Source organism: Rickettsia endosymbiont of Rhinocyllus conicus (assembly GCF_964026465.1).
In the GTDB taxonomy this organism is placed as follows: Bacteria; Pseudomonadota; Alphaproteobacteria; order Rickettsiales; family Rickettsiaceae; genus Rickettsia.
Genome location: NZ_OZ032155.1, coordinates 1,266,131 through 1,286,317 on the forward strand (window position 1 = coordinate 1,266,131; position 20,187 = coordinate 1,286,317).

A 20,187-nucleotide genomic window follows, 5' to 3' on the forward strand; every position below is an offset into this window, starting at 1 on the left:
TAAATGATTATTGTATTGTTTAGTTTTAATGTGATTGCTAACATTCACGATAGTTATAATAGGGCTAAACAATATGAAAACAGTATTAGGCTTGGTAATCCTGATCAAATGGGCAATAAAGTAATATTTGATAAAGATGTAAATGGTTCAAATTTAAGTAATATGAGTGATCAAGATTTAACAAAGCAAGGCGGTCAAATGTTAAATAATAGTTCAGCAGGTCAATTACTACAACAAAGTGAGCTTAAAAAAATAGATGCTTCTCAAGAATATGACATTAATCCTAAAAACCCTTTGATTATTAATTCAGTTAAAATTGAGGCAGATCCTTTAAGACATACAGAAGGAGATAGTTTTTCTAATAGTGAAACAATTACCAAAACAAAAATTGCTAAGAGTTGTATTGAAGGGGTAGATTTTACGGTTGATATAATGAGGAAGCTATATTTAGAAACAGAATTAATAGATAAATGGGGAGCATGGCAAGATAGAACTATTGATATATCTGGAGAGGAGATATGTAGATTACATTACCACTTGCTATATCCGGTTCATTGGAAAAAGAAACGCAATGGTATGCATATGCGTAGCGATATTGGCACTCAAAATGAAGTAAGAAGTATTATTGCCCAAAAGCTAGGAGTAAATTTAGAACAAATTAGTGAAGAAATTGGTATTAATCCAAGGGGCAGCGGAAATTTAACTGAATGTAGAAGACATGAGGTAAAGTGGGATAAATATAATTTTAAATATAGATTTAGAGAAAAGGAAAAAGAATTTAAGGAAAAAGGAGAATATTGGCTTCTTTATCCAGAAGAATTAGAATCATTAATAGAGCATAATGAATGTCATGAGCTAGGTACGGTATGTTTAGAAAGAGGAGAGAAGATATTTTATGATCAATATCGGGTTAATCGCCCATGCTTTCGAGAGCAAATTAACTATCAATGTAGTAGTGAGCCAAAAGATGGGTGTAATTATTTAAAGCAGCAAGGTTGTGAACTTGCAAGCAGTAATTGCGTTAAACAATCTGCTAGTATCTGTGTGCAATGGAGTCGAAATTATAGTTGTTACATTGAGAAAAAAGAACTCAGCTCTTCTCTTGCCGGAGCTAGGATGTTTTGTTTAGGAGGGGATTGTCATACTGCAACTCTTATACCTAATACTGATATGGGGAATGTTGGGTATCTTGCAATGTTAAATGAAATGAAAAAAGATATGCAAACAAATCCGATTATGGTTTTTAAAGGTACAAGTGATAGTTGTCATAAAACAAATATCGGTAATTTTCTTAATTGTTGTTCTGGATTTAAAGGTTGGGGTAAGGATTTAGGATTAAGTAGGTGCAGTGCAGAAGAAAAAGCCTTAGCCTTAAAAAAAGCAAAAGGTCAGTGCTACTATGTTGGTACATATTGTGCTAAGAAAGATAAAATATTTAAGACATGTCTTACCAAAAAATCTACTTATTGTTGTTTTAATTCAAAACTTGCACGAGTATTTCAGGAACAAGGCAAAAAACAATTATCTATTAGTTTTGGCACGGCACAACATGCTAATTGCAGGGGGTTTACAGTAGAAGAGCTGCAAAGAATAGATTTTTCTAAGTTTGATTTAGAGGAGCTATTTAGTGATTTACTTGATCATGCTAAAAGTAAAATGTATAAGAATTTTCCACAGCAACTAAAAAACCAGATGCCTATAATGCAACAACAAAGATTTAATAATAATCATACTGATTCAAATTTATCCTATTAAAATAATGAAGTGGCTGGTAAACATAGCAAATAAATCATTACTAGCCATTACATTACTAGTAATTAATTTATGGTTATTAATCAATGATTGGTCAAATCATGCATTTGCTGGTACTATGGAGTTAGATAGTAGTAATAAAAATGAAATGATCAGGTTTAATGTAAATAATCAGTTTTGGCAACAACCTCAAGGGTTTTTATGGTATAACGAGGATCATGCTTACACGCTAGAAATATTAAAATTTTCTCAAGATAAAAAAAAGCAAGAGCCAGAACTTGAGCCTTATGATCAAAGGATAGAAGCTTTAAAGAAAGAATTTAATAGGGCTAAGCGTAAAGCCTTAGATGATCCCACTCTTGAAAATATCATCATAGCTCAAAGACTGCAAAAGCAGATTATGGAGAAAGCACATAAATTTGCTACTATGTGGCAACTAGCAACGATATTAGATCATCAGCTGAGTAATATTAATGAACCGACCAATTCTTTACATAAAAGATTGTATGAGGAAAAACAAGGACAAGAAAATGATTATAAACTGAAAAAATTAGCAAAGAATTGGGGATTAATTTTACAGATAGCTACTAACTGTGCTTATTGCAAAGCTTTTGCTCCTATTGTTAAACAATTTGCTAATAAATATGGTTTTCAGTTAATTTTTGTTGGTGGAAATGAAGAGAAGTTTCAGGATGTTACAACGGTTAAAGACACAGGATTACTAAAAAAATTAAATCCTGAAAATATTGTACCAGTGTTGTATTTAATAGCAAGTGATGGCAGGCAAATATATCCAATTGTAAGAAGCATTGTTAGTGAAGATAAGATCATTGACAATATTTTAACAATAGATCAGCACTATTATAACTTAGGTTCTGCAGAGGTAAGGCATGAGTAAGGGTTACAGTAGTATTATTACTTATCTTGTTATAATTTCTGCATTATTGATAGACTCTTATAACTCTTACGCCTGGGACTTAAAGGATGTATTTGAAGGGATGAGTGTTAATGTAACGAAACCTGGTGCATATCAATCTCAAGCTGCCGGCTATTATGCGGCAGGAGGACTATCAATGCGGACAAATAAAACAGCTTTTAATCCGATCTCTATAACTCCGCCAACACTGACCATGAGCTGTAGTGGTATTGATTCTTACCTTGGCAGTTTTTCGATTATTTCAGGAGATGAGCTAGTACAGCTAATGAAAAATATTGGTACGCAAGCAAAAGCTTATGCATTTTCATTGGGCCTTAAGACCTTTGCTCCGCAAATAGAAAATGCCCTGAAAGATTTAAGAAATCTTGCTATGGAAATGAATCAATTTGCTAAGGGCGATTGTGAAATGACTAAAGCTATTTTCGCTTCCATTTTGCCTAAAGATTCAGCCATGAGAGAATCAGTTTGCAAGGATTTACAATCCAGCTCTGGCTTTGATTATTTTGCTGCCGGTAAAAAATGTCGTAGTGATTTAGAGCAGAAACAAGCTTTAGCGAATATCCAAAATAAAGATCCAGAGCTAATGCTAGATAATTATAATATCTTTACCAAAGCAGCAGAAAAAGCAGGGATTCCTGAAAATATGAGAAATGCCATTATGTCAATGACGGGAACTATAATAGTTCGAGATAATAATGTCTATTTCTTTGCATCACTTGCTCAAGATGAAAAGAGCTGGATTGCTCATTTAAAAGGCGGTGAATCTGCCTCAATTTATACTTGTGATAATATTCATTGTTTAAATCCAGTAATAAGACACAATATTACTATTGCTCCAGATCAATCATATCAAGGCAAGGCTAAAACCAAGCTAGATGAATTAAAGAGTAAACTGGCAAGCAACAATGAGTTTAGTAATGCAGACATATCTTTCCTATCTTCAATAGGGGAAGCATTTCCAATTTATGACTATATTACTTTAGAAGCAATATCAGGAGTAACTATTTTAGATAGCTCCTCAGAATTAGTGGCTAGTTACAGCTTGTTGCAGCATTTAAAGGAGGTAATCTCAGAAGTACGTAAAGCAGTTACCATGCTCAGATCAAAGCAAGTAGCAGATCATCATTTAACTGCTTACTTAAAAGCTTTAGATCGAGTGCAACTTTTTGCTCAAGAGAAATGGAGTAATATGCTAACAAGTAGTGATCAGATTGATAGAAGAGCAAGATTAATAGAACAACATTTAATAGCTAAAGAGAGGGCTTAAAAAATTAATTATAAATTAAAATTAGATGAGTAAGAAGATAAGCAGGTACAAAAATAAGCAAAGAAGATAAAAATATAAAAAGCATATGGCAGATTACGTAATACATACATTTGGTGGAGGAGATATATTATGGCAAATTTTTAATGGTATAGGAAGAGTATTTGCATCCCACAGTGAGTATTTTACACCAGTAGGTAAATTTGCTTTGACAATTGGTGGAATTTGGGCAGCAACTCGTGCTATTTTTAGAGGTAATATTGGTATTTTTGCCATGGAGTGGTTTTTTCCATCCTTATTTATTTTTATCTTTTTATTTGCTCCAAAAGCAAATGTATGGCTTAAGGATGAAATATCAATGCAGGCTCCTGTTAAAATTGATAATATTCCAATAGGAGTTGCTTTATTTGCCTCTATATCATCAAAAATAAGTTATTCCTTATCAGAAACGCTAGAAAAGCATTTACTACCACCTGATGAAGGGTTATCAAGCAGGAAGAATGGGATTATGTTTGGGGCAAAAGCTATTGGTAAAATCAAAGATATTCAAATAGAAGATCCAGTAACTTTAACCAACGCAAAAGAATTCTTAAGACAATGTTTTATGAAACCTTATATCATCGGCAATATTTTAGGCAAAAAAGCCGAAGCACAAAGAGCAAGTGACATCATTGCTTTTATCGAGCAAAATATGCCCAATAATTTTGGTATTTATTATAAAGATCCAAGTAATTCTGCTATTTCTTTTAAAACCTGCAGGCAGGTAACTCCTCTAATTAAGGCAGCTGTTAATAAAGAATTAAATGATGGCTTGTTGACTCAATTTGCAAATATCATAGGGATTACCTCTGATAGGCAAGAGATATTATCTAGCAGATTAAAAACTATGACCTCTGACACTCTAAAATATCTAAAAAAAGAACAAACAGATATTCATCAGTGGATGAGGCAAGCAATGTTGCTTAATGCTAATCGTGAAGCTTATGATGACTTGCGAGAAAAATTCTCACTTTCTAGAATATATCCTCAGTTAGTTAGTATGAATGCTACCCGCGGATTATTTCAGCAATCATTTTCTTACTTGGTTGCAGGAGAAATGGCAGCAAATATAATGCCTATCTTACAATCAGTATTTTTTGCCTTAGTAATTTGTCTCATTTTCGTAGTATTTCCAATGTCGATGCTGCCGGGCGGTTATACTATCTTTAAGACCTGGATAACCTTGATTATTTGGGTAACTAGCTGGCCGGTATTTTTTACCGTGATTCATTGTTTAGGGATGATTAGCCTAGCCGGTAAGGGCGTGAGTCACCTTACCGGTTTAAATATCTTATCGCAGGGGAGTTTTTCAGAAATGCTGTTGCATGAATTTGCAACATTTCAGATGCTAGCAGCTTCAGTTCCGATGTTATCCTGGGCAGTATTAAAGGCGTGTGCCCATGCAACTACTACTTTGGCCAATCAATTTTCTCCGGTACCGGTTGCGAGTAGCATTGGGGCTAATATTGCTGATAATAACCTATCTATGGATAATTACAACATCGGTAATAGAACAATTGCCCAGCAAAATCTTACCCCAACTCTGCAATTAGCAGGAGGAATTATTGATGATGGAGGAATGAGAGTGACCAGTACTGATAGTGGTAGACAAGTACTGACTCAAGCAGTAGACTCACTTGTTAACAATTACCGCTCTTCTAAATTGTTGCAGGATAGTTATCAATCTCAGTTTATGAGCTCACAAAGTTATCTTGACTCATTAAATGATAGATATAGTGATTTAACTACTACAGGAAATTCTATAGCAACTGAAATAGGCAAGAGATTAAGCTATGAAGAGGCAAAATCCATCGGTATTACTGATAGCCAGTATCTAGCCTTGCAGCAGATGAATTCAGACAGCACATCTGCTACTGATCATACAGGTAGTAGCAATAGAAAAGGAACTGGTACTAATACAAATATAGGTTTAAATGTACCTAGTATAGGAGGAGTAACAGTTGGAACAGATAATAGAAATGAACAAGATCAGGGAAAATCAATTAACCAACAACAATCATATAATGAAGCATTATCTAAGATTAAGAGTGCTACTAAGGATGGCAGATTAAGTCACACAAATAGTGATCTGCAGTCACTTAGTAATAATCTAAATAGTAATTTTTCTGAGCAACAATCTGTAGGGCAAGAAATAGCAAGAACTAAACAAAATATCGAGCAATTAAGCTATAATATGAATTACGTGTCTCAAAACTCCGCTGCTATTGATCGTAATTTAAACGAACCAGTATTAAATGCAATAGTTGAACAAGATATCCCTGGAGTGAACAGTAAAGAGCAAGCAGCGGCGTGGGCCAGTATTCATCAAAAAGAGGCTGAACAAATAGCTTTAAACATAGCTAAAATTAATAATACTATACCTCAAAACTTAAGCTCTGTAAGTAGAGTCAATATTCCACCTAAAGAAAGCTTACGATCAAGTTTTGATAAAAATAAACAACGATTAAATGATCAAGCGGCTATTAGTAGTATTGATGACAGAAAAAATGATGTTTATGATAAAAGCATAGAACAAATGCTTATTCAAAGTGCAGATAATAATGAAGTAGAAAAAGTAAAGATTCTAAAGCAATTATCTGATAAAGTAAAAGCTAAGAAGGTACAGATTGAAGATGAATTTAATAAAACTCCTAAATCAACGATTATAAGAACTGGCCAGCAAATAGCAGATAATATTGGCATTAGCGATAAGGCGATAAAGAAAAGAAATATTAAACTACCAGGCTATAAAAATGAAAATAATTAAAAAGAAATCTATACAAAATATCAAAAAATTAGCATTCATATTTATCTTACCATTAATATTTTTTAGTAGTGCTTTTGCAGAAAATACCACTAGTATTGTTAATAAAAAACCACAACCAATAGATCCACAAAGCAAGATTCAAGATCCCAATATTTTAGCAGAAGAGTATTTTAATATTGGAAAATCTCTTTATAAATTAAGTAAATGTGAAGAAGCTATTACAAACTACAACTTAGCGATTAAATATAAACCTGATTATGCAGATGCTTACAATTACAAAGGAATAGTATTAGATGAATCTAATCAGTATCAAAAAGCCATTGAGAATTATGATTTAGCAATCAAATACAATCCTAGTTTTGCAAATGCATATAATAATAGAGGAATTTCTTATAGGAAACTAATGCAGTATGAAAAGGCGATACTTTCTTATGATTTAGCTATTAAATATAAACCCAATTTTACAGAAGCTTATAATAATAAAGGAAATTCATTAAATATCCTAGGAAAATACCAAAAAGCAATTGAAAATTTTGATCTTGCTTTAAAATATAACCCTAGATATCCAGAAGCTTATTATAATAAGGGAATATCTTTGATGTCTTTATGGCAACATCAAGAAGCGATAGAAAACTATGATTTAGCTATTAAATATAAACCAGATTATGCAGATGCTTATAACAACAAAGGTGCAGCTTTAATAAACTTAGGCAAATATCAAGAAGCAATTGAAACCTGTAATATAGCCATTAAATATCAACCCAATTGTGTAGAAGCATACTACAATAAAGCTATCTCTTTAAACATATTAAAAAAATATCAGGAAGCAATAACAAACTGTGATTTAGCAATTAAATATGATCCTAATTATATTGCAACGTATTTAGAAAAAGGTATAGCTCTTAGAAAATTAGGTAAATATGAAGAAGCAATTAAGAGCTATGATTTAGCTATTAAGTATAAATCTGATTATGCTGAAAGTTACTTAGAAAAAGGGATTACTTTAATTAGTATGAGAAAAGAAAAAGAAGCTAAAGAAAATTTTAATTTAGCTATTAAATATAAACCTAATCTTATAGAAGAATATACAGCAATAATTAAAGTTTTAAGAAAATTAGGTAATGATCTTATGGCTGGTGAGTTTGAAGAAAAATTAAAGATAATGCAAGATAATTTATAATTCTATGCAACCACAAAATCAAAATAATTTTACTCGTGGTTCACAAATCTTTGCTCATCAGATGAGAATGCTCGGGCAAGGCAGTATTAATGCTTTAATAGTTGGATTGGTATTTACTATAGTTTGGTTAATGTGGCGTACATATCAAAAATTATCCTTGATAAGTCTATATTATTTTATCATAGAGCGATACGTACAATTAAAACTTGCCATAGGAGAGCATTTTTACCCTATAAGCCAAATAGGCATTAAATTCTATTATTTAGAACAAAAAGCTTGGGTTTACCGTAATGCTGAAGAATTTGTTCATAAATTTTGGCATGTTACACCGCATTCACATAATATCAATCAATTTGGGCAATTTTTATTGCATTCAGCTTGGCAAGAAGGTATTATTACTTTTACTATTGGTCTGTTTACTGCTATCATCTTTTTTATGTATCGAGGTAAAAAAGCTGTTATTCAAGATAAGATCAGGGGAGCAGATTTTGTCGAAGCAGGTACTTTAGCAAAAATGCTTTATAAAAACAAACAAGCTGCTAATATTTGCTTTTCTGGATTACCATTGGTTAAAGATAGTGAGAGAAGACATATTCTTATTACCGGTACTACAGGTAGCGGTAAAACCAATATGATAAATGAGCTATTACCTCAGATTAGAAAAGAGTGTGGTAGAGCAATTATTGTTGATTTAACAGGTAGCTTTACTGATCGATTTTTTGATCCAAAATGTGATAAGTTACTCAATCCTTTGCAAGAGAATAGTTCAGCATGGCTACCATGGAATGATTGTCATGAAATTTGGGATTATAATGATATGGCAAGTAACTTTAGTAATTATAATCCAAAATTAGATGATTTTTTTGCTAAAAGTGCTGAGCTAGTATTAGCTGAAGGATTAAGATTATATCAGGATAGTAAAGACATCAAAAAGCTAATAAATACTATTCTTTATGCAAATAATAAAGAATTTGTTAGGATCTTTAAAAACAGTGCAGTAGCCGGTATAATTAGTAGTGGTGCACCTGAGACTTCTTCAGGTATTCAAGCAACTATTAGTAAAAATATTGAAGCTCTACAACATTTAAAGCCTAAAGGTGAGTTTAGTATTAGAAAGTGGTTTACTGCGGACAAAGGTTGGTTATTTATAACTAGTACTCCTAATCAAAGAGTAATGCTTCGACCACTTATTGCTGCATGGATTAGCATAGCGATAAAAGCATTAATGAATAGAAATATCAATAATACTCATAGTAATATGTGGTTTGTGATTGATGAACTACCAGCTTTACAAAAGATATCTTCACTCCCTATAGCTTTAGCTGAAAGCAGGAAATATGGTGGCTGCGTTGTTGCAGGTATGCAGAATATTCATCAATTAGAGGAAATATATGGTAATGCAGGAGCAGCTTCAATGCTTGATCTATTTGGTAGCAAATTTATTTTTCGGGTAAGTGATCAACAAACAGCACATAAATCAGCTTTAATGCTTGGTGAGCAAGAAATTATTGAAACTCAAGAGAATCTCTCTTATGGTGCTAACTCCATGCGTGATGGAGTAAATATGCACAGCTTAGAGAAAAGAAAATTATTAGTAATGCCATCTGAAATTATGAATCTAGAAGATCTTACCTGTTATGTAAAACTTGTGGGTAATTTCCCGATTACTAAATTACCAATGAATTTACAAACTATGATTTAAATCTAAAAATATAAAACCATTTTAATGGCATTTTTAAAAGATTTCAATTGTTTGATAGGGATATACCTTATAAAGAAAAATCCTATTATAATGCCCCTTTAAATCGCTAATTTAGTATTACGAGTTTTAGAGGTAAGCTGCGTATAAAAAACTTTTTTGTTATTTCAGAATTTTTATAAATGATTTTTCAAACAGCAGAGTAAATTTTACAAGAAATATGTTTACTCTAAAGAACTAATAAAAGCTTCATCAAGACCAGTTACACTAGAAATTAAAGCAATATTACAACCTTGGGATAATAGTTTTTTTGCTATTTCAACTCTTTCCTCAGCTTTTCCTTCAGCTTTTCCTTCAGCTTTTCCAATTTGGATACCTTTAGCTTCACCAATTTGGATACCTTTAGCTTCACCAATTTGGATACCTTTAGCTTCACCAACTTGTAAGCCTTCAAGAATACCTAACTCTTTTCCTTCTTGTTGCCAATGCTCTGCTAAACTTCTCATAAGCCTTGTTCCTATTTCCGGATTCAACTTTGTTGATAATAAATTCTTTAGCTTTATTTTATCAGCTTGCTCTATCTTTGTCAAAGTATAATATAATATCATTTCTAGATAATCATAACCTATCGTTATTTTGGTTAATTCCGGTAATATATCCGATATTTCTTGCCATCTTTTTAATAACTCTCTCTCATGTATATGCTTGAGAAAAAATTCTAATATCCCTGACCATATCCTTTGTTTAAACTCTTCATCAGGAATTTCATGGACATTCACTAACTGATAATCATTAATCCATAATTCTCTTGCTAATTTGTTATTGGCAAATAAATCCCACAAATTCCTTGCAACATTGTATTTCTCCTGACCATTGTAAAATATCATCGGGTATATTAATGGTAAAGTCTTAGCTTTAGGATTTTGTATTAAATATCGCTCACAAATATTAATCATATATTTAAAAAGCCTAAAAGCCATAAAATGATCTGCTTTTGATTGATGCTCGACAAGCAAAAATAAGTATCCGTCTTGTTTATCAAATTTGCATGAGAATAAAACATCAGAGATAGAATCTTTTAAAGAGCTTTCTACAAAAGTGGTATTTTCCATTGCTAAACTAGGAAAATCTATTAAACTTTTAATATTTGCGGGCAAATGTGCATTAAAGAACTCATGGGCAACTAGAGGATTCTCTAGTGCCTTACGAAATATCTTATCATGCTTAGCTTTCTTTGTGCCTTTATCTGGATCACCCAGCAGGTTTCCCTGTTCACTCATATATTTATATTTTTTAACTTGATAAAATATTATTACACTACACTCTAAACTCTTATTCCTTGATTTAGCTTGATCTCAGATACTTGCTTTACTGTCATTGTCAAATAAAAAGGGACCACTAAATTACGTAAAAAAGGGACCACTTTATTTAAAATTTTTTATGTCATATTACCTCCAGATTTATAGTTATTAATACGATAACTTTTACCTGTGATGTTTAGTATATGTGCATGATGTACTACTCGATCAATAATTGCATGAGTTAATAACTCATCAGCAAATATTTCATTCCATCTTTCAAAATCCTTGTTTGTGGTGATAATGGTAGATTTATTTTCATATCGTTTAGCAATAATATTAAAAAAATCATCTACTGAATGTTTTGGTAATTGCTTAAAACCTAACTCATCAAGAATTAATAAGTCAAATGATAAGAGTAATTTAACTTTTTTGTGATAGCTATTATCTGCTCTTGCAATATGTAAATTATAAAGCATATCCGATACCGTAGTAAAATATACAGAGTATTCTCGTGTTAAAGCTTTTAATGCTAATCCAATAGCAAGATGAGTTTTGCCAGTTCCAGAATTACCTATGAATATGACATTGCCCTTAGTATTAATATAATCACAAGTAGATAAATCACTTATTACTTTGGTATCAATACTTGGTTGGAACTGAAAATCAAAGTCTTCTAAATTTTTAGTTACCGGTAATTTAGCAGCATTTTTACGACGACGGTAATTATTATCCTTACGGTGAGATTTTTCATCTTCACATAATAGTGAGAGAAATTCTTTAAATCCTAGTTTATTATTTTGAGCATAAATAATCCTTTCATTTAAGCTATTGACTATACCTGATAATCTAAAACTACGTAGGTCATTAAGCAAGTTCTGCATTCTGACCTCCAAACTCTGGCAATGGTAAGTTTACTGCATTACTATTTAAGATATTCTTAATTTTAGAGTAAGAACTTATACCGTAATGTAATGCTCTATGACAGGCTTTATCTATTAACTCATCATTGTAAACCTTACGTAAAGAAATAATACCTCTGGCACAACGTTGCCAATCATTTACTCGTGTTTGTTGTAATAACTCTAATAATAAACTGCAATTATTGCCTATCTGCTGCATTTGTTGTTGATAATGTTCGCTATATTCTATAAAACCTGGGCATAGACGTTTATATTTGGCATAATGAGACGGATTAGTGGTAAATATTCCTTTGCCATCTACTCTAACGTGCCTTGCTATTAAATCATTTTGTATAGAAAATATTTGAACAAGGTTTGGTGATAATTGTACCAATACTTCACTGTATATATATTTTGCTGGTACGGAATAATAATTATTATCTATGGTGATATGACAATCTTTTGCTACTTTTCGATTATGCCACGATGATAAATCAAACGTTTCTAATGGTAAGGGCATTAAATTATTACTTTCTTCTTGCTCAAATAGTTCCTGAGGAATTTTTTTAGTAGTACCATGTATTCGGTTATTTGCTTTATTTAACCAGTTTGCAAGATCGTGTATTAATTCTTCATATCTATGAAATTTACGTCCAGCAAAAAAATTATTTTTGACATACTTTATGCCTGATTCTACTTTGCCTTTTTCTTGAGGTTGATATATACGACAAGGAGAAAGTAAAATCCCATAATGATCAGCTAAACGTTTGTATTCCTTCTGATATACAGGCTCATAGAAATTGCTATCTACCACCCCAGCTTTAAGATTATCAAGTTTTATTACTTTTGGACTACCAGCAAAATAATTAAATGCATTGATATGACATTGTATCCATGTTTTACAACTTTGATCAAACACTACTTCATAATAATCAAGGCGACTATAGCTTAAACGCATATTAAACACATATGCTTTAACTCTACGCCCTTGGGCATTATACTGTAAGCCTATGTCACCAAAATCTACTTGTGCTTCCTCTCCTGCTAAAGTATGAAAACGAATGCAACTGTTATTCTGAATCTTATATTTTTTGATATAACGGGTTAGCGAACCATAACTTTTTGTATAACCTTGAATTTTTAACTCTTCAAAAATTCTTATGTAACTTAGATTCTTTTCTAATAACTCAATTATTTGTTCGTGCCAAGAATCCAGTGCTGAAGATCGTTCATAGGGTGCAGGATATTCTGTACCAGACTCTACGTAACGATTTATTATTTTTCTTACTGTTTTACGGTCTATCCTTGTTAGTTTGGCAATATTTCTTTGACTGTTGCCTTGCTTATAAAGGGTGATAATTGTTGTGTACATATTTATTCTTATCATTGTATCACTAGATATTTATTTTAATTAATTATCTAGTGAATATTGCACATTATAACCTTATTAGGTTACACCAAATTCTCTGGTCCCTTTTTCGTGCAATTTAGTGGTCCCCTTTACTTTAGCAATGACAGTATTATTGAAATTTTTTCGGGTAGGGTACAAAATTTTTTACAAGCTTAATACTTAAAATATTACGATACTTAGTAGATTGTTCAGTCATATTAATTAAAGCAACTTTAATAGCCACTTTTCTCAAGCTCTACTAAACACTGTCTCACACGACGCTAAGAAAGATATAATATCTTTTCAAAGAAATAATAAGTTTCCTGTAATTAATTTGATAAACTTATACCATTACTATTTATTTCTTCAGCTTTATCTTCTATGTAGGCATTCGTGAAACCACAAGTGATAAAATTTGCCTTGCGGTTTTACTTAAAACTTTTCCATTCAGGCGGTATAAAATTCCCTACTATATCGTAAAAAATTGTATCGTTGGAAGACTCTGACAAAGAAAAAGGAACAACTATTTTATTCATAGTTCCTCCATTTTATTGAGGGAAAACCAGCATAAAGCCAGCATATAAAAAATATATATAAGGTAAGGATGTGTTAGAAAGCTGATTATAATATGGTGGGCGATGACAGACTCGAACTGCCGACCCTCTCGGTGTAAACGAGATGCTCTACCAACTGAGCTAATCGCCCTATATTATTAACTTAAAGTTAATTAGATAAAATACAATGAAGAATAAATTTATTAAATAAAAACTAAAATTAAAAAATAATATAATTATTTTTATGATTTAAATTTAGTTCATAGTTTTTATTTTTTTTGATAATTTACTGATTTTTCTTGATGCAGTATTTAACTTAATTATATTTTTTTTCACACCTTGCATTATCTTAGATTGTGCAATTACTAAAGCTGAGTTAGCTTCTTCTTTATTACCTTGATTAATTTCATGTAAAACCTTTTTCACAAAAGTTTTTATTGCACTAGCTCTTCTTTTATTAACTAAGGTTTTTTTTACTGTTTGTCTTGCAGCTTTCTTTGCTGAAGAATGATTAGCCATTATTTAGTCCCTTTATTACTTTTAATATCTTCTTTGCTATTATCTTGAGGTATATTTCCTTTAGCATTAATATCTCTATCTACAAATTCAATATATGCGATTGGAGCTAAATCACCATAGCGAAATCCGGCTTTTACTATTCTAGTATATCCACCTGGTCTATCTTTGTATCTAACACCTAAAACATCTATAAGCTTCTCGATTGCTTTTTTATCTTTTATTTTTGATAGAATATTTCTTCTTGCTGCTAAGTTATTATCCTTAGCCTTAGTAACTAGAACTTCGATATAAGGTCTTAATTCTTTAGCTTTTGGCAAAGTAGTTTTTATTTGCTCATGAGTAACAAGTGATACTGCCATATTAGCAAGCATTGCTTTTCTATGGCTACTTGTTACATTTAATTTTCTACCTTTAATTTTATGTCGCATCTCTATTGTCCTTAATTATAAGAATCTTCGTAACGTTTAGATAATTCATGTATATTTTCTGGCGGCCAATCTGGTACGTCCATACCAAATCTCAAACCAAATTTTGCAAGTATTTCCTTAATCTCATTTAGGGACTTTCTACCAAAATTTGGAGTTCTTAGCATATCAGCTTCAGTTCTTTTTACCAAATCACCTATATAAATTATATTATCATTTTTTAAACAATTTGCTGATCTAACTGATAATTCCAATTCATCAACTCGTTTAAGTAGATAAGGAGAAAATGGTAATGCATCTGTTTTAACTTGTTTATCTTCTTCTTGTTCTTCAAAAGAAATAAATAATTGAAGCTGTTCTTGCAAAATACGAGCAGCTAAGCCTACCGCCATTTCAGGTAATATATCACCATTAGTTTCAACAAACATAATTAACTTATCATAGTCAGTGACCTGACCTATCCTTGTATTTTCTACTTTATAAGTAACACTTTTTACAGGATTAAATAAAGCATCTATAGCTATTTCACCAATCGGTAAGTTATTATCCTCATTATTGTTTGTACTAAGTGTGTACCCCTTACCAACTTTGCAAGTTAATTCCATTTCAAATTGTTTATTCTTAGCTAAATTGCAAATTACATGATCAGGATTTAATATTTCTACGTCATGTCCGGCTTCAATCATACCAGCCGTTATAGCACCAGGTCCTGTTGCTTTTAATCTTATAACACGTTTTTCTGCAACGTGCATTTTGATTTCTATGCCTTTAACATTCAAAATTATCTCTGATATATCCTCTTTTACACCTGGTATAGAAGAAAATTCATGCTCTATTCCAGGAATTTTTATAGAGGTAACCGCTGCTCCTTGTAGAGAAGAAAGTAAAACTCTTCTCATAGCATTACCTAGAGTCAAACCAAATCCCCTTTCTAAAGGCTCAACTATAATCTTAGATTTATTATTAGTCTCAGGGAAGCTCTCATAAGATACTTTATCTGTTTTTATTAAAGCGTTCCAGTTTTTACTTAACGATAACATTTAATACCTATGCTTCTTATACTCTTCTTCTTTTTGGTGCTTTTACTCCATTATGAGCAATTGATGATACATCTAAAATTGATGTAACTACAAAATTTTGCCCAAATAAAGCTCTCATTGCAGATTCACGCTGAGCACCAGGTCCTCCAATTCTAATAGAAATAGTTTTTAGACCGTATTCTTTTGCTTTTTCAGCTGCTTTATCAATTGTTATCTGAGCTGCATAAGGTGTAGCTTTTTTTGCTCCCTTAAACCCATTAGCTCCGGCTGATGCAGAAGATATTGCATTACCCTGAACATCAGTAAATGTTACAATAGTATTATTAAACGATGCTCTAATATGTACCACACCTAGTGTGATAGTTTTTTTCTTTTTTTTAGCTTTAACCGTCTGATTCATTATGTTTATACTCTACTTTAACTATTATTTTACAGCTTTTTTCTTTCCGGCTATTGCAACAGCTTTACCTTTTCTAGTTCTAGCATTAGAATGAGTATTCTGACCTCTTACAGGTAGCTTACGTATATGTCTAAGCCCTTGATAACTTCTAATATCTTTTTTCTTTTTAATATTAAGCGTTACTTCTCTTCTTAAATCACCTTCAACTTTATATTCATTTTTGATAATATTACGTAAGCTTATTAGTTCTTGATCAGTAAGATCTTTAACTTTCTTATCTTCTAATATTTTTGCTTTTTTACAAATTGTTTTTGCCATAGTAGTCCCAAGACCATAAATATAAGTCAAGCTTACTACTAAACGTTTATTATCGGGAATGTTAACACTCGCAATTCTTGCCACAAATATTCTCCAAAATTTTACTGGTAACTAGAAAATAATATAAAAATCTTTACTAAAGTCAATTTATTTTTAGTACTTTCTCTATATGATCTTCTATTTGCTCTTCATTTTTATTTCCATCAATCATATAAAAATCATCATTGTTTTTATAATGCTGTATTAATGGATAAGTTTCAGTCTTAAATATATTAATTCTTTCTTTTATTACTTCTTCATTATCATCTTTTCTATATTCGAATACGCTTGATTTACAAATATCACATATTTTATCAATCTTAGGCTTTAAAAAATAATCATTATATATTTTTCCGCAATTTTTACAACTATATCTGCCTAAAATTCTTTTAATTAGTAATTCATCTGAAACATTTAAATATATTACTTTTATTTTTTCTGTAACAAATGATTCAAAAAACTTAGCTTGTTCTAAATTACGAGGATATCCATCTAATATATAACCTTTTTTATAATCAGAAGATGATAAAAAATTTTTAATTATATGATTAACTATTTCATCAGGGATAAGCTTTCCTTGCTCAACATAACTATTAATTACTTCAGCATCCTTACTTGATGTTTTAATAATTGATCTAAATATATCGCCAATTGCTATATGTGGTAAATGAATTTTTTCAGCTATTTTTTTTCCTTGAGTTCCTTTTCCAGCACCGGGAGGACCTAAAAAAATTATTATCACTTCTAACTCATTTTTAATTTTACTTTTTTCATTAAACTTTCATATTTACTACTAAATAAGTAAGTTTGAATTTGAGTCAACGTATCAAGTACTACATTTACTACAATTAAAAAACTTGTACCACCTAAAGAAAGAGAAATAACATATTTATTCATTAATAACTCAGGTATTATACATATTATACTTAGATATATACCACCTACAACCGTAAGCCTAGTAAGTATATAATCAAAATATTCAGATGTATTTTTTCCTGGTCTTTTACCAGGAATATAAGCACCGTATTTTCTTAAATTATTAGCAGTTTCTTCAGAATTAAATACTATTGCGGTATAAAAAAAGCTAAAAAACATTATCAATGCTACATACAATAATATATATATAGGCTTCCCGTGACCCAAATAATAAGTAAGCATATTCATTATTTCAGAATTACTACTTGAAAAATTAGCCAGTGTAGCCGGGAATAATAAAATTGAACTAGCGAATATCGGAGGAATTACCCCAGAAGTATTTAACTTAAGTGGCATATATGTTGAATCACCACCATAAATTTTATTTCCTACTTGCCTTTTAGGATACTGAACCAATAATTTTCTTTGTGCTTTCTCAAAGAAAATTATTACAGATATTAATACAACTACTCCTGCACAAACAGCAATTGCAACTAAAGGTGATAATGCACCTTTTCTTGATAGTTCAAACATACTAATAATAGCACTAGGCACACCGGAAATTATACCTATAAATATAATTAAAGATGTACCATTACCTATACCACGTTGTGTAATTTGTTCACCTAACCACATTAGTAGCATCGTACCTACCACTAAAGTAATTACTGTTGTAATTTTAAAGAAAAGCCCTGGTATAATTACTACAGGTCCAGTATTTGTTACAATTGACTCTAAACTTACTGCAACACCATAAGCTTGAAGTGAAGCAAGCAAGACTGTTAAATATCTAGATAATTGATTTATTTTCCTTTTACCCGCTTCTCCTTCTTTTTTCAAATTTTCTAAAGGCTTATATGCTACAGACATTAGCTGGATAATTATTGATGCTGTTATATATGGCATAATCGCTAAAGCAAAAATGGACATTCTGCCTAGTGAACCACCTGACAGCATATTAAACATACCAAGTATCCCTGACTGATTTTTTTCAGCAATACTACCTAAAGCAATAGCATCTATACCTGCAATAGGTATAAACGAACCAAATCTGCATATTATAAGAACAAAAATAGTAAAAATAATACGATTAATTAAATCATTGCTAGATTTTTTAGAGAAATTTTGGTTCATAAATTATAATAATTTTCCGCCTGCTTTTTCAACTATTTCTTTAGCTTTAGAAGAATAAGAATCTAATTTAAACGATAAAGGATAATTGAAATCATCACTGCAAATAGATAACAATTTTACTAACTTTTTATTACTTTTATTAATTAAACCAATTTCTATTAATTTTTCCTTATTAATAACATCATTAGCATTTAAACGCTCTTCTGCTATTGCTGCTTCAATATTATAAATATTAATAATATTATATTTTTTAGATGAGATACAATTAAAGCCCCTCTTAGGCAGCCTCTTAATCATTGGAGTTTGACCACCTTCAAAGCCTTTTATTGCAACACCTGCTCTAGATTTTTGACCTTTAACACCTCTTCCAGCAGTTTTTCCTTTTCCACTACCAATACCACGTGCTACTCTTTTCTTATTTTTTTTAGCACCTATATTATTATATAATTCATTTAATTTCATTGAAGAACTCTAATTACACATTTTCTATTTTTAATAAATGCCCTACTTTTTTGAGCATACCTTGAACTGAATCAGTATTTTTAAGAACAACAGATTTATTAATTTTATTTAAACCAAGCCCAATTAATGTTAATTTTTGATCATATTTACGACCTATACTGCTTTTAACTTGAGTAACTTTTACATCATTAATTAAATTTTTATTATTCATAGCGTATACATCTTACCTTAAAATATTATTCATTAACTTGGATATCAGAAGATTTTATAAAAATTTCATTCATTTTTTTATCTCTTCTTGCAGCAATAGATTTTGGGGACGAAAGTTTTTTTAATGCATCAAACGTTGCAGCTATCATTGTATAAACATTTGTTGAGCCTATCGACTTAGCAACAATATCATGAACACCTAAAGAATCAAAAATTGCTCTCATAGACCCCCCTGCTATAACGCCTGTACCTGCTTTAGCTCTTCTTAAGACCACCTTAGCTGCTCCACTTCTGCCTATAACATCGTGATGAATTGTTCTATTTTGATATAAAGATACTTTCATCATTTTCTTTTTAGCAGCTTGTTTTGCTTTTTCTCTTGCTTCATTTACTTCTTTTGCTTTACCGTGACCTGCTCCAACTCTTCCAGCTTTATCACCGACTACTACATAAGCAGAAAAAGCAAATCTTCTACCACCTTTTACTACTTTTGTAACTCTATTTACATCAACTAAAACTTCACTTAAAGCTTCTTCGTTTTTTCTAACTTTAGACATATTTTAAACCTTAAACTAAAATCTTATTTTTTTTCTAGCAGCATCAGCAAGAGCTTTTACAACACCATGATACTTATATCCACTTCTATCAAATACTACCTCTTCTACACCACAAGATACAGCTTTCTCAGCTATTAATTCACCTATTTTTGTAGCATTTTCAACATTACAATGAGATTTTTTTAATTTTTTAATCTTTTCGTCTAAAGTTGAAGCAGAAGCAATTGTTACTGATTTAGTATCATCAATAATCTGTGCATAAATATGTCTACCTGATTTAAATATTGACAATCTAGCTCTATTAGCTGTTTTAGCTATTTTATGTCTTATTCTACTTCTTCTCTTTTCAAATTTTAGCTTAGCACTACGCATATTTAACTCTTAAA

General features: G+C 31.0%; 20 protein-coding genes and 1 tRNA gene. 6 read left to right on the forward strand and 15 right to left on the reverse strand.

Annotated elements, in window-relative coordinates:
* The first annotated feature begins 3 nt into the window (after positions 1–3).
* From AAGD54_RS06740 to AAGD54_RS06765, 6 genes are all read left to right on the forward strand, one after another.
* Complete coding sequence (locus tag AAGD54_RS06740) at positions 4–1,755, forward strand: conjugal transfer protein TraN (protein WP_341794443.1); 1,752 nt, start codon at positions 4–6, stop codon at positions 1,753–1,755.
* A 1-nt stretch (position 1,756) separates the two neighbouring features.
* Positions 1,757–2,650 carry a conjugal transfer protein TraF gene (locus AAGD54_RS06745; RefSeq protein WP_341795199.1) on the forward strand — a complete coding sequence of 298 codons (894 nt, stop codon included), beginning with the start codon at positions 1,757–1,759 and terminating at the stop codon, positions 2,648–2,650.
* Positions 2,643–3,956 (forward strand): conjugal transfer protein TraH, encoded by a 1,314-nt coding sequence (locus tag AAGD54_RS06750; protein ID WP_341794444.1) that lies wholly within the window; start codon positions 2,643–2,645, stop codon positions 3,954–3,956. The genes AAGD54_RS06745 and AAGD54_RS06750 overlap by 8 nt, the downstream gene beginning before the upstream one ends.
* An 85-nt stretch (positions 3,957–4,041) precedes the next feature.
* A complete protein-coding gene (locus AAGD54_RS06755; RefSeq protein WP_341794445.1) occupies positions 4,042–6,759 on the forward strand; it encodes a conjugal transfer protein TraG N-terminal domain-containing protein in 2,718 nt (905 codons plus the stop codon).
* Positions 6,746–7,939, forward strand: a complete 1,194-nt coding sequence (locus AAGD54_RS06760; protein WP_341794446.1) for a tetratricopeptide repeat protein — start codon at positions 6,746–6,748, stop codon at positions 7,937–7,939. Before AAGD54_RS06755 ends, AAGD54_RS06760 begins: the two co-directional genes overlap by 14 nt.
* 4 nt (positions 7,940–7,943) lie before the next feature.
* Positions 7,944–9,641 (forward strand): type IV secretion system DNA-binding domain-containing protein, encoded by a 1,698-nt coding sequence (locus AAGD54_RS06765; RefSeq protein ID WP_341794447.1) that lies wholly within the window; start codon positions 7,944–7,946, stop codon positions 9,639–9,641.
* Positions 9,642–9,862: 221 nt separating this feature from the next.
* Here AAGD54_RS06765 and AAGD54_RS06770 read toward each other — a convergent pair whose 3' ends face one another.
* From AAGD54_RS06770 to rplR, 15 genes are all read right to left on the reverse strand, one after another.
* Complete coding sequence (locus tag AAGD54_RS06770) at positions 9,863–10,918, reverse strand: Rpn family recombination-promoting nuclease/putative transposase (protein ID WP_341794448.1); 1,056 nt, start codon at positions 10,916–10,918, stop codon at positions 9,863–9,865.
* Positions 10,919–11,076: 158 nt separating this feature from the next.
* Positions 11,077–11,820 carry an IS21-like element helper ATPase IstB gene (gene istB / locus AAGD54_RS06775; RefSeq protein WP_341794290.1) on the reverse strand — a complete coding sequence of 248 codons (744 nt, stop codon included), beginning with the start codon at positions 11,818–11,820 and terminating at the stop codon, positions 11,077–11,079.
* Positions 11,804–13,210, reverse strand: coding sequence for an IS21 family transposase (gene istA / locus AAGD54_RS06780; protein ID WP_341794291.1), 1,407 nt, complete (start codon positions 13,208–13,210; stop codon positions 11,804–11,806). Before istA ends, istB begins: the two co-directional genes overlap by 17 nt.
* A 647-nt stretch (positions 13,211–13,857) precedes the next feature.
* Positions 13,858–13,933, reverse strand: a tRNA-Val gene (locus tag AAGD54_RS06785).
* Between the two features lie 104 nt (positions 13,934–14,037).
* Positions 14,038–14,301, reverse strand: coding sequence for a 30S ribosomal protein S20 (gene rpsT, locus AAGD54_RS06790; RefSeq protein WP_011477695.1), 264 nt, complete (start codon positions 14,299–14,301; stop codon positions 14,038–14,040).
* Positions 14,301–14,729 carry a 50S ribosomal protein L17 gene (rplQ, locus tag AAGD54_RS06795; protein ID WP_011477696.1) on the reverse strand — a complete coding sequence of 143 codons (429 nt, stop codon included), beginning with the start codon at positions 14,727–14,729 and terminating at the stop codon, positions 14,301–14,303. The genes rpsT and rplQ overlap by 1 nt, the downstream gene beginning before the upstream one ends.
* A gap of 11 nt (positions 14,730–14,740) precedes the next feature.
* The gene (locus AAGD54_RS06800; RefSeq protein ID WP_341794449.1) at positions 14,741–15,766 is read right to left on the reverse strand and encodes a DNA-directed RNA polymerase subunit alpha; all 1,026 of its coding nucleotides are present in this window, start codon (positions 15,764–15,766) and stop codon (positions 14,741–14,743) included.
* A gap of 16 nt (positions 15,767–15,782) precedes the next feature.
* The gene (rpsK, locus tag AAGD54_RS06805; RefSeq protein WP_011477698.1) at positions 15,783–16,166 is read right to left on the reverse strand and encodes a 30S ribosomal protein S11; all 384 of its coding nucleotides are present in this window, start codon (positions 16,164–16,166) and stop codon (positions 15,783–15,785) included.
* Positions 16,167–16,190: 24 nt separating this feature from the next.
* Positions 16,191–16,568: a 30S ribosomal protein S13 gene (gene rpsM, locus AAGD54_RS06810; RefSeq protein ID WP_341794450.1), complete on the reverse strand. Its 378-nt coding sequence runs from the start codon at positions 16,566–16,568 to the stop codon at positions 16,191–16,193.
* Between the two features lie 58 nt (positions 16,569–16,626).
* The gene (locus AAGD54_RS06815; RefSeq protein WP_341794451.1) at positions 16,627–17,265 is read right to left on the reverse strand and encodes an adenylate kinase; all 639 of its coding nucleotides are present in this window, start codon (positions 17,263–17,265) and stop codon (positions 16,627–16,629) included.
* 2 nt (positions 17,266–17,267) lie between these two features.
* Positions 17,268–18,572, reverse strand: coding sequence for a preprotein translocase subunit SecY (gene secY / locus AAGD54_RS06820; protein WP_341794452.1), 1,305 nt, complete (start codon positions 18,570–18,572; stop codon positions 17,268–17,270).
* 3 nt (positions 18,573–18,575) lie between these two features.
* Positions 18,576–19,034: a 50S ribosomal protein L15 gene (rplO, locus tag AAGD54_RS06825; RefSeq protein WP_341788284.1), complete on the reverse strand. Its 459-nt coding sequence runs from the start codon at positions 19,032–19,034 to the stop codon at positions 18,576–18,578.
* Positions 19,035–19,047: 13 nt separating this feature from the next.
* Positions 19,048–19,245: a 50S ribosomal protein L30 gene (gene rpmD / locus AAGD54_RS06830; RefSeq protein ID WP_341788285.1), complete on the reverse strand. Its 198-nt coding sequence runs from the start codon at positions 19,243–19,245 to the stop codon at positions 19,048–19,050.
* A gap of 25 nt (positions 19,246–19,270) precedes the next feature.
* Positions 19,271–19,801 (reverse strand): 30S ribosomal protein S5, encoded by a 531-nt coding sequence (gene rpsE, locus AAGD54_RS06835; RefSeq protein WP_011477704.1) that lies wholly within the window; start codon positions 19,799–19,801, stop codon positions 19,271–19,273.
* 15 nt (positions 19,802–19,816) lie between these two features.
* A complete protein-coding gene (gene rplR, locus AAGD54_RS06840) occupies positions 19,817–20,173 on the reverse strand; it encodes a 50S ribosomal protein L18 (RefSeq protein ID WP_011477705.1) in 357 nt (118 codons plus the stop codon).
* Positions 20,174–20,187: the final 14 nt, after the last annotated feature.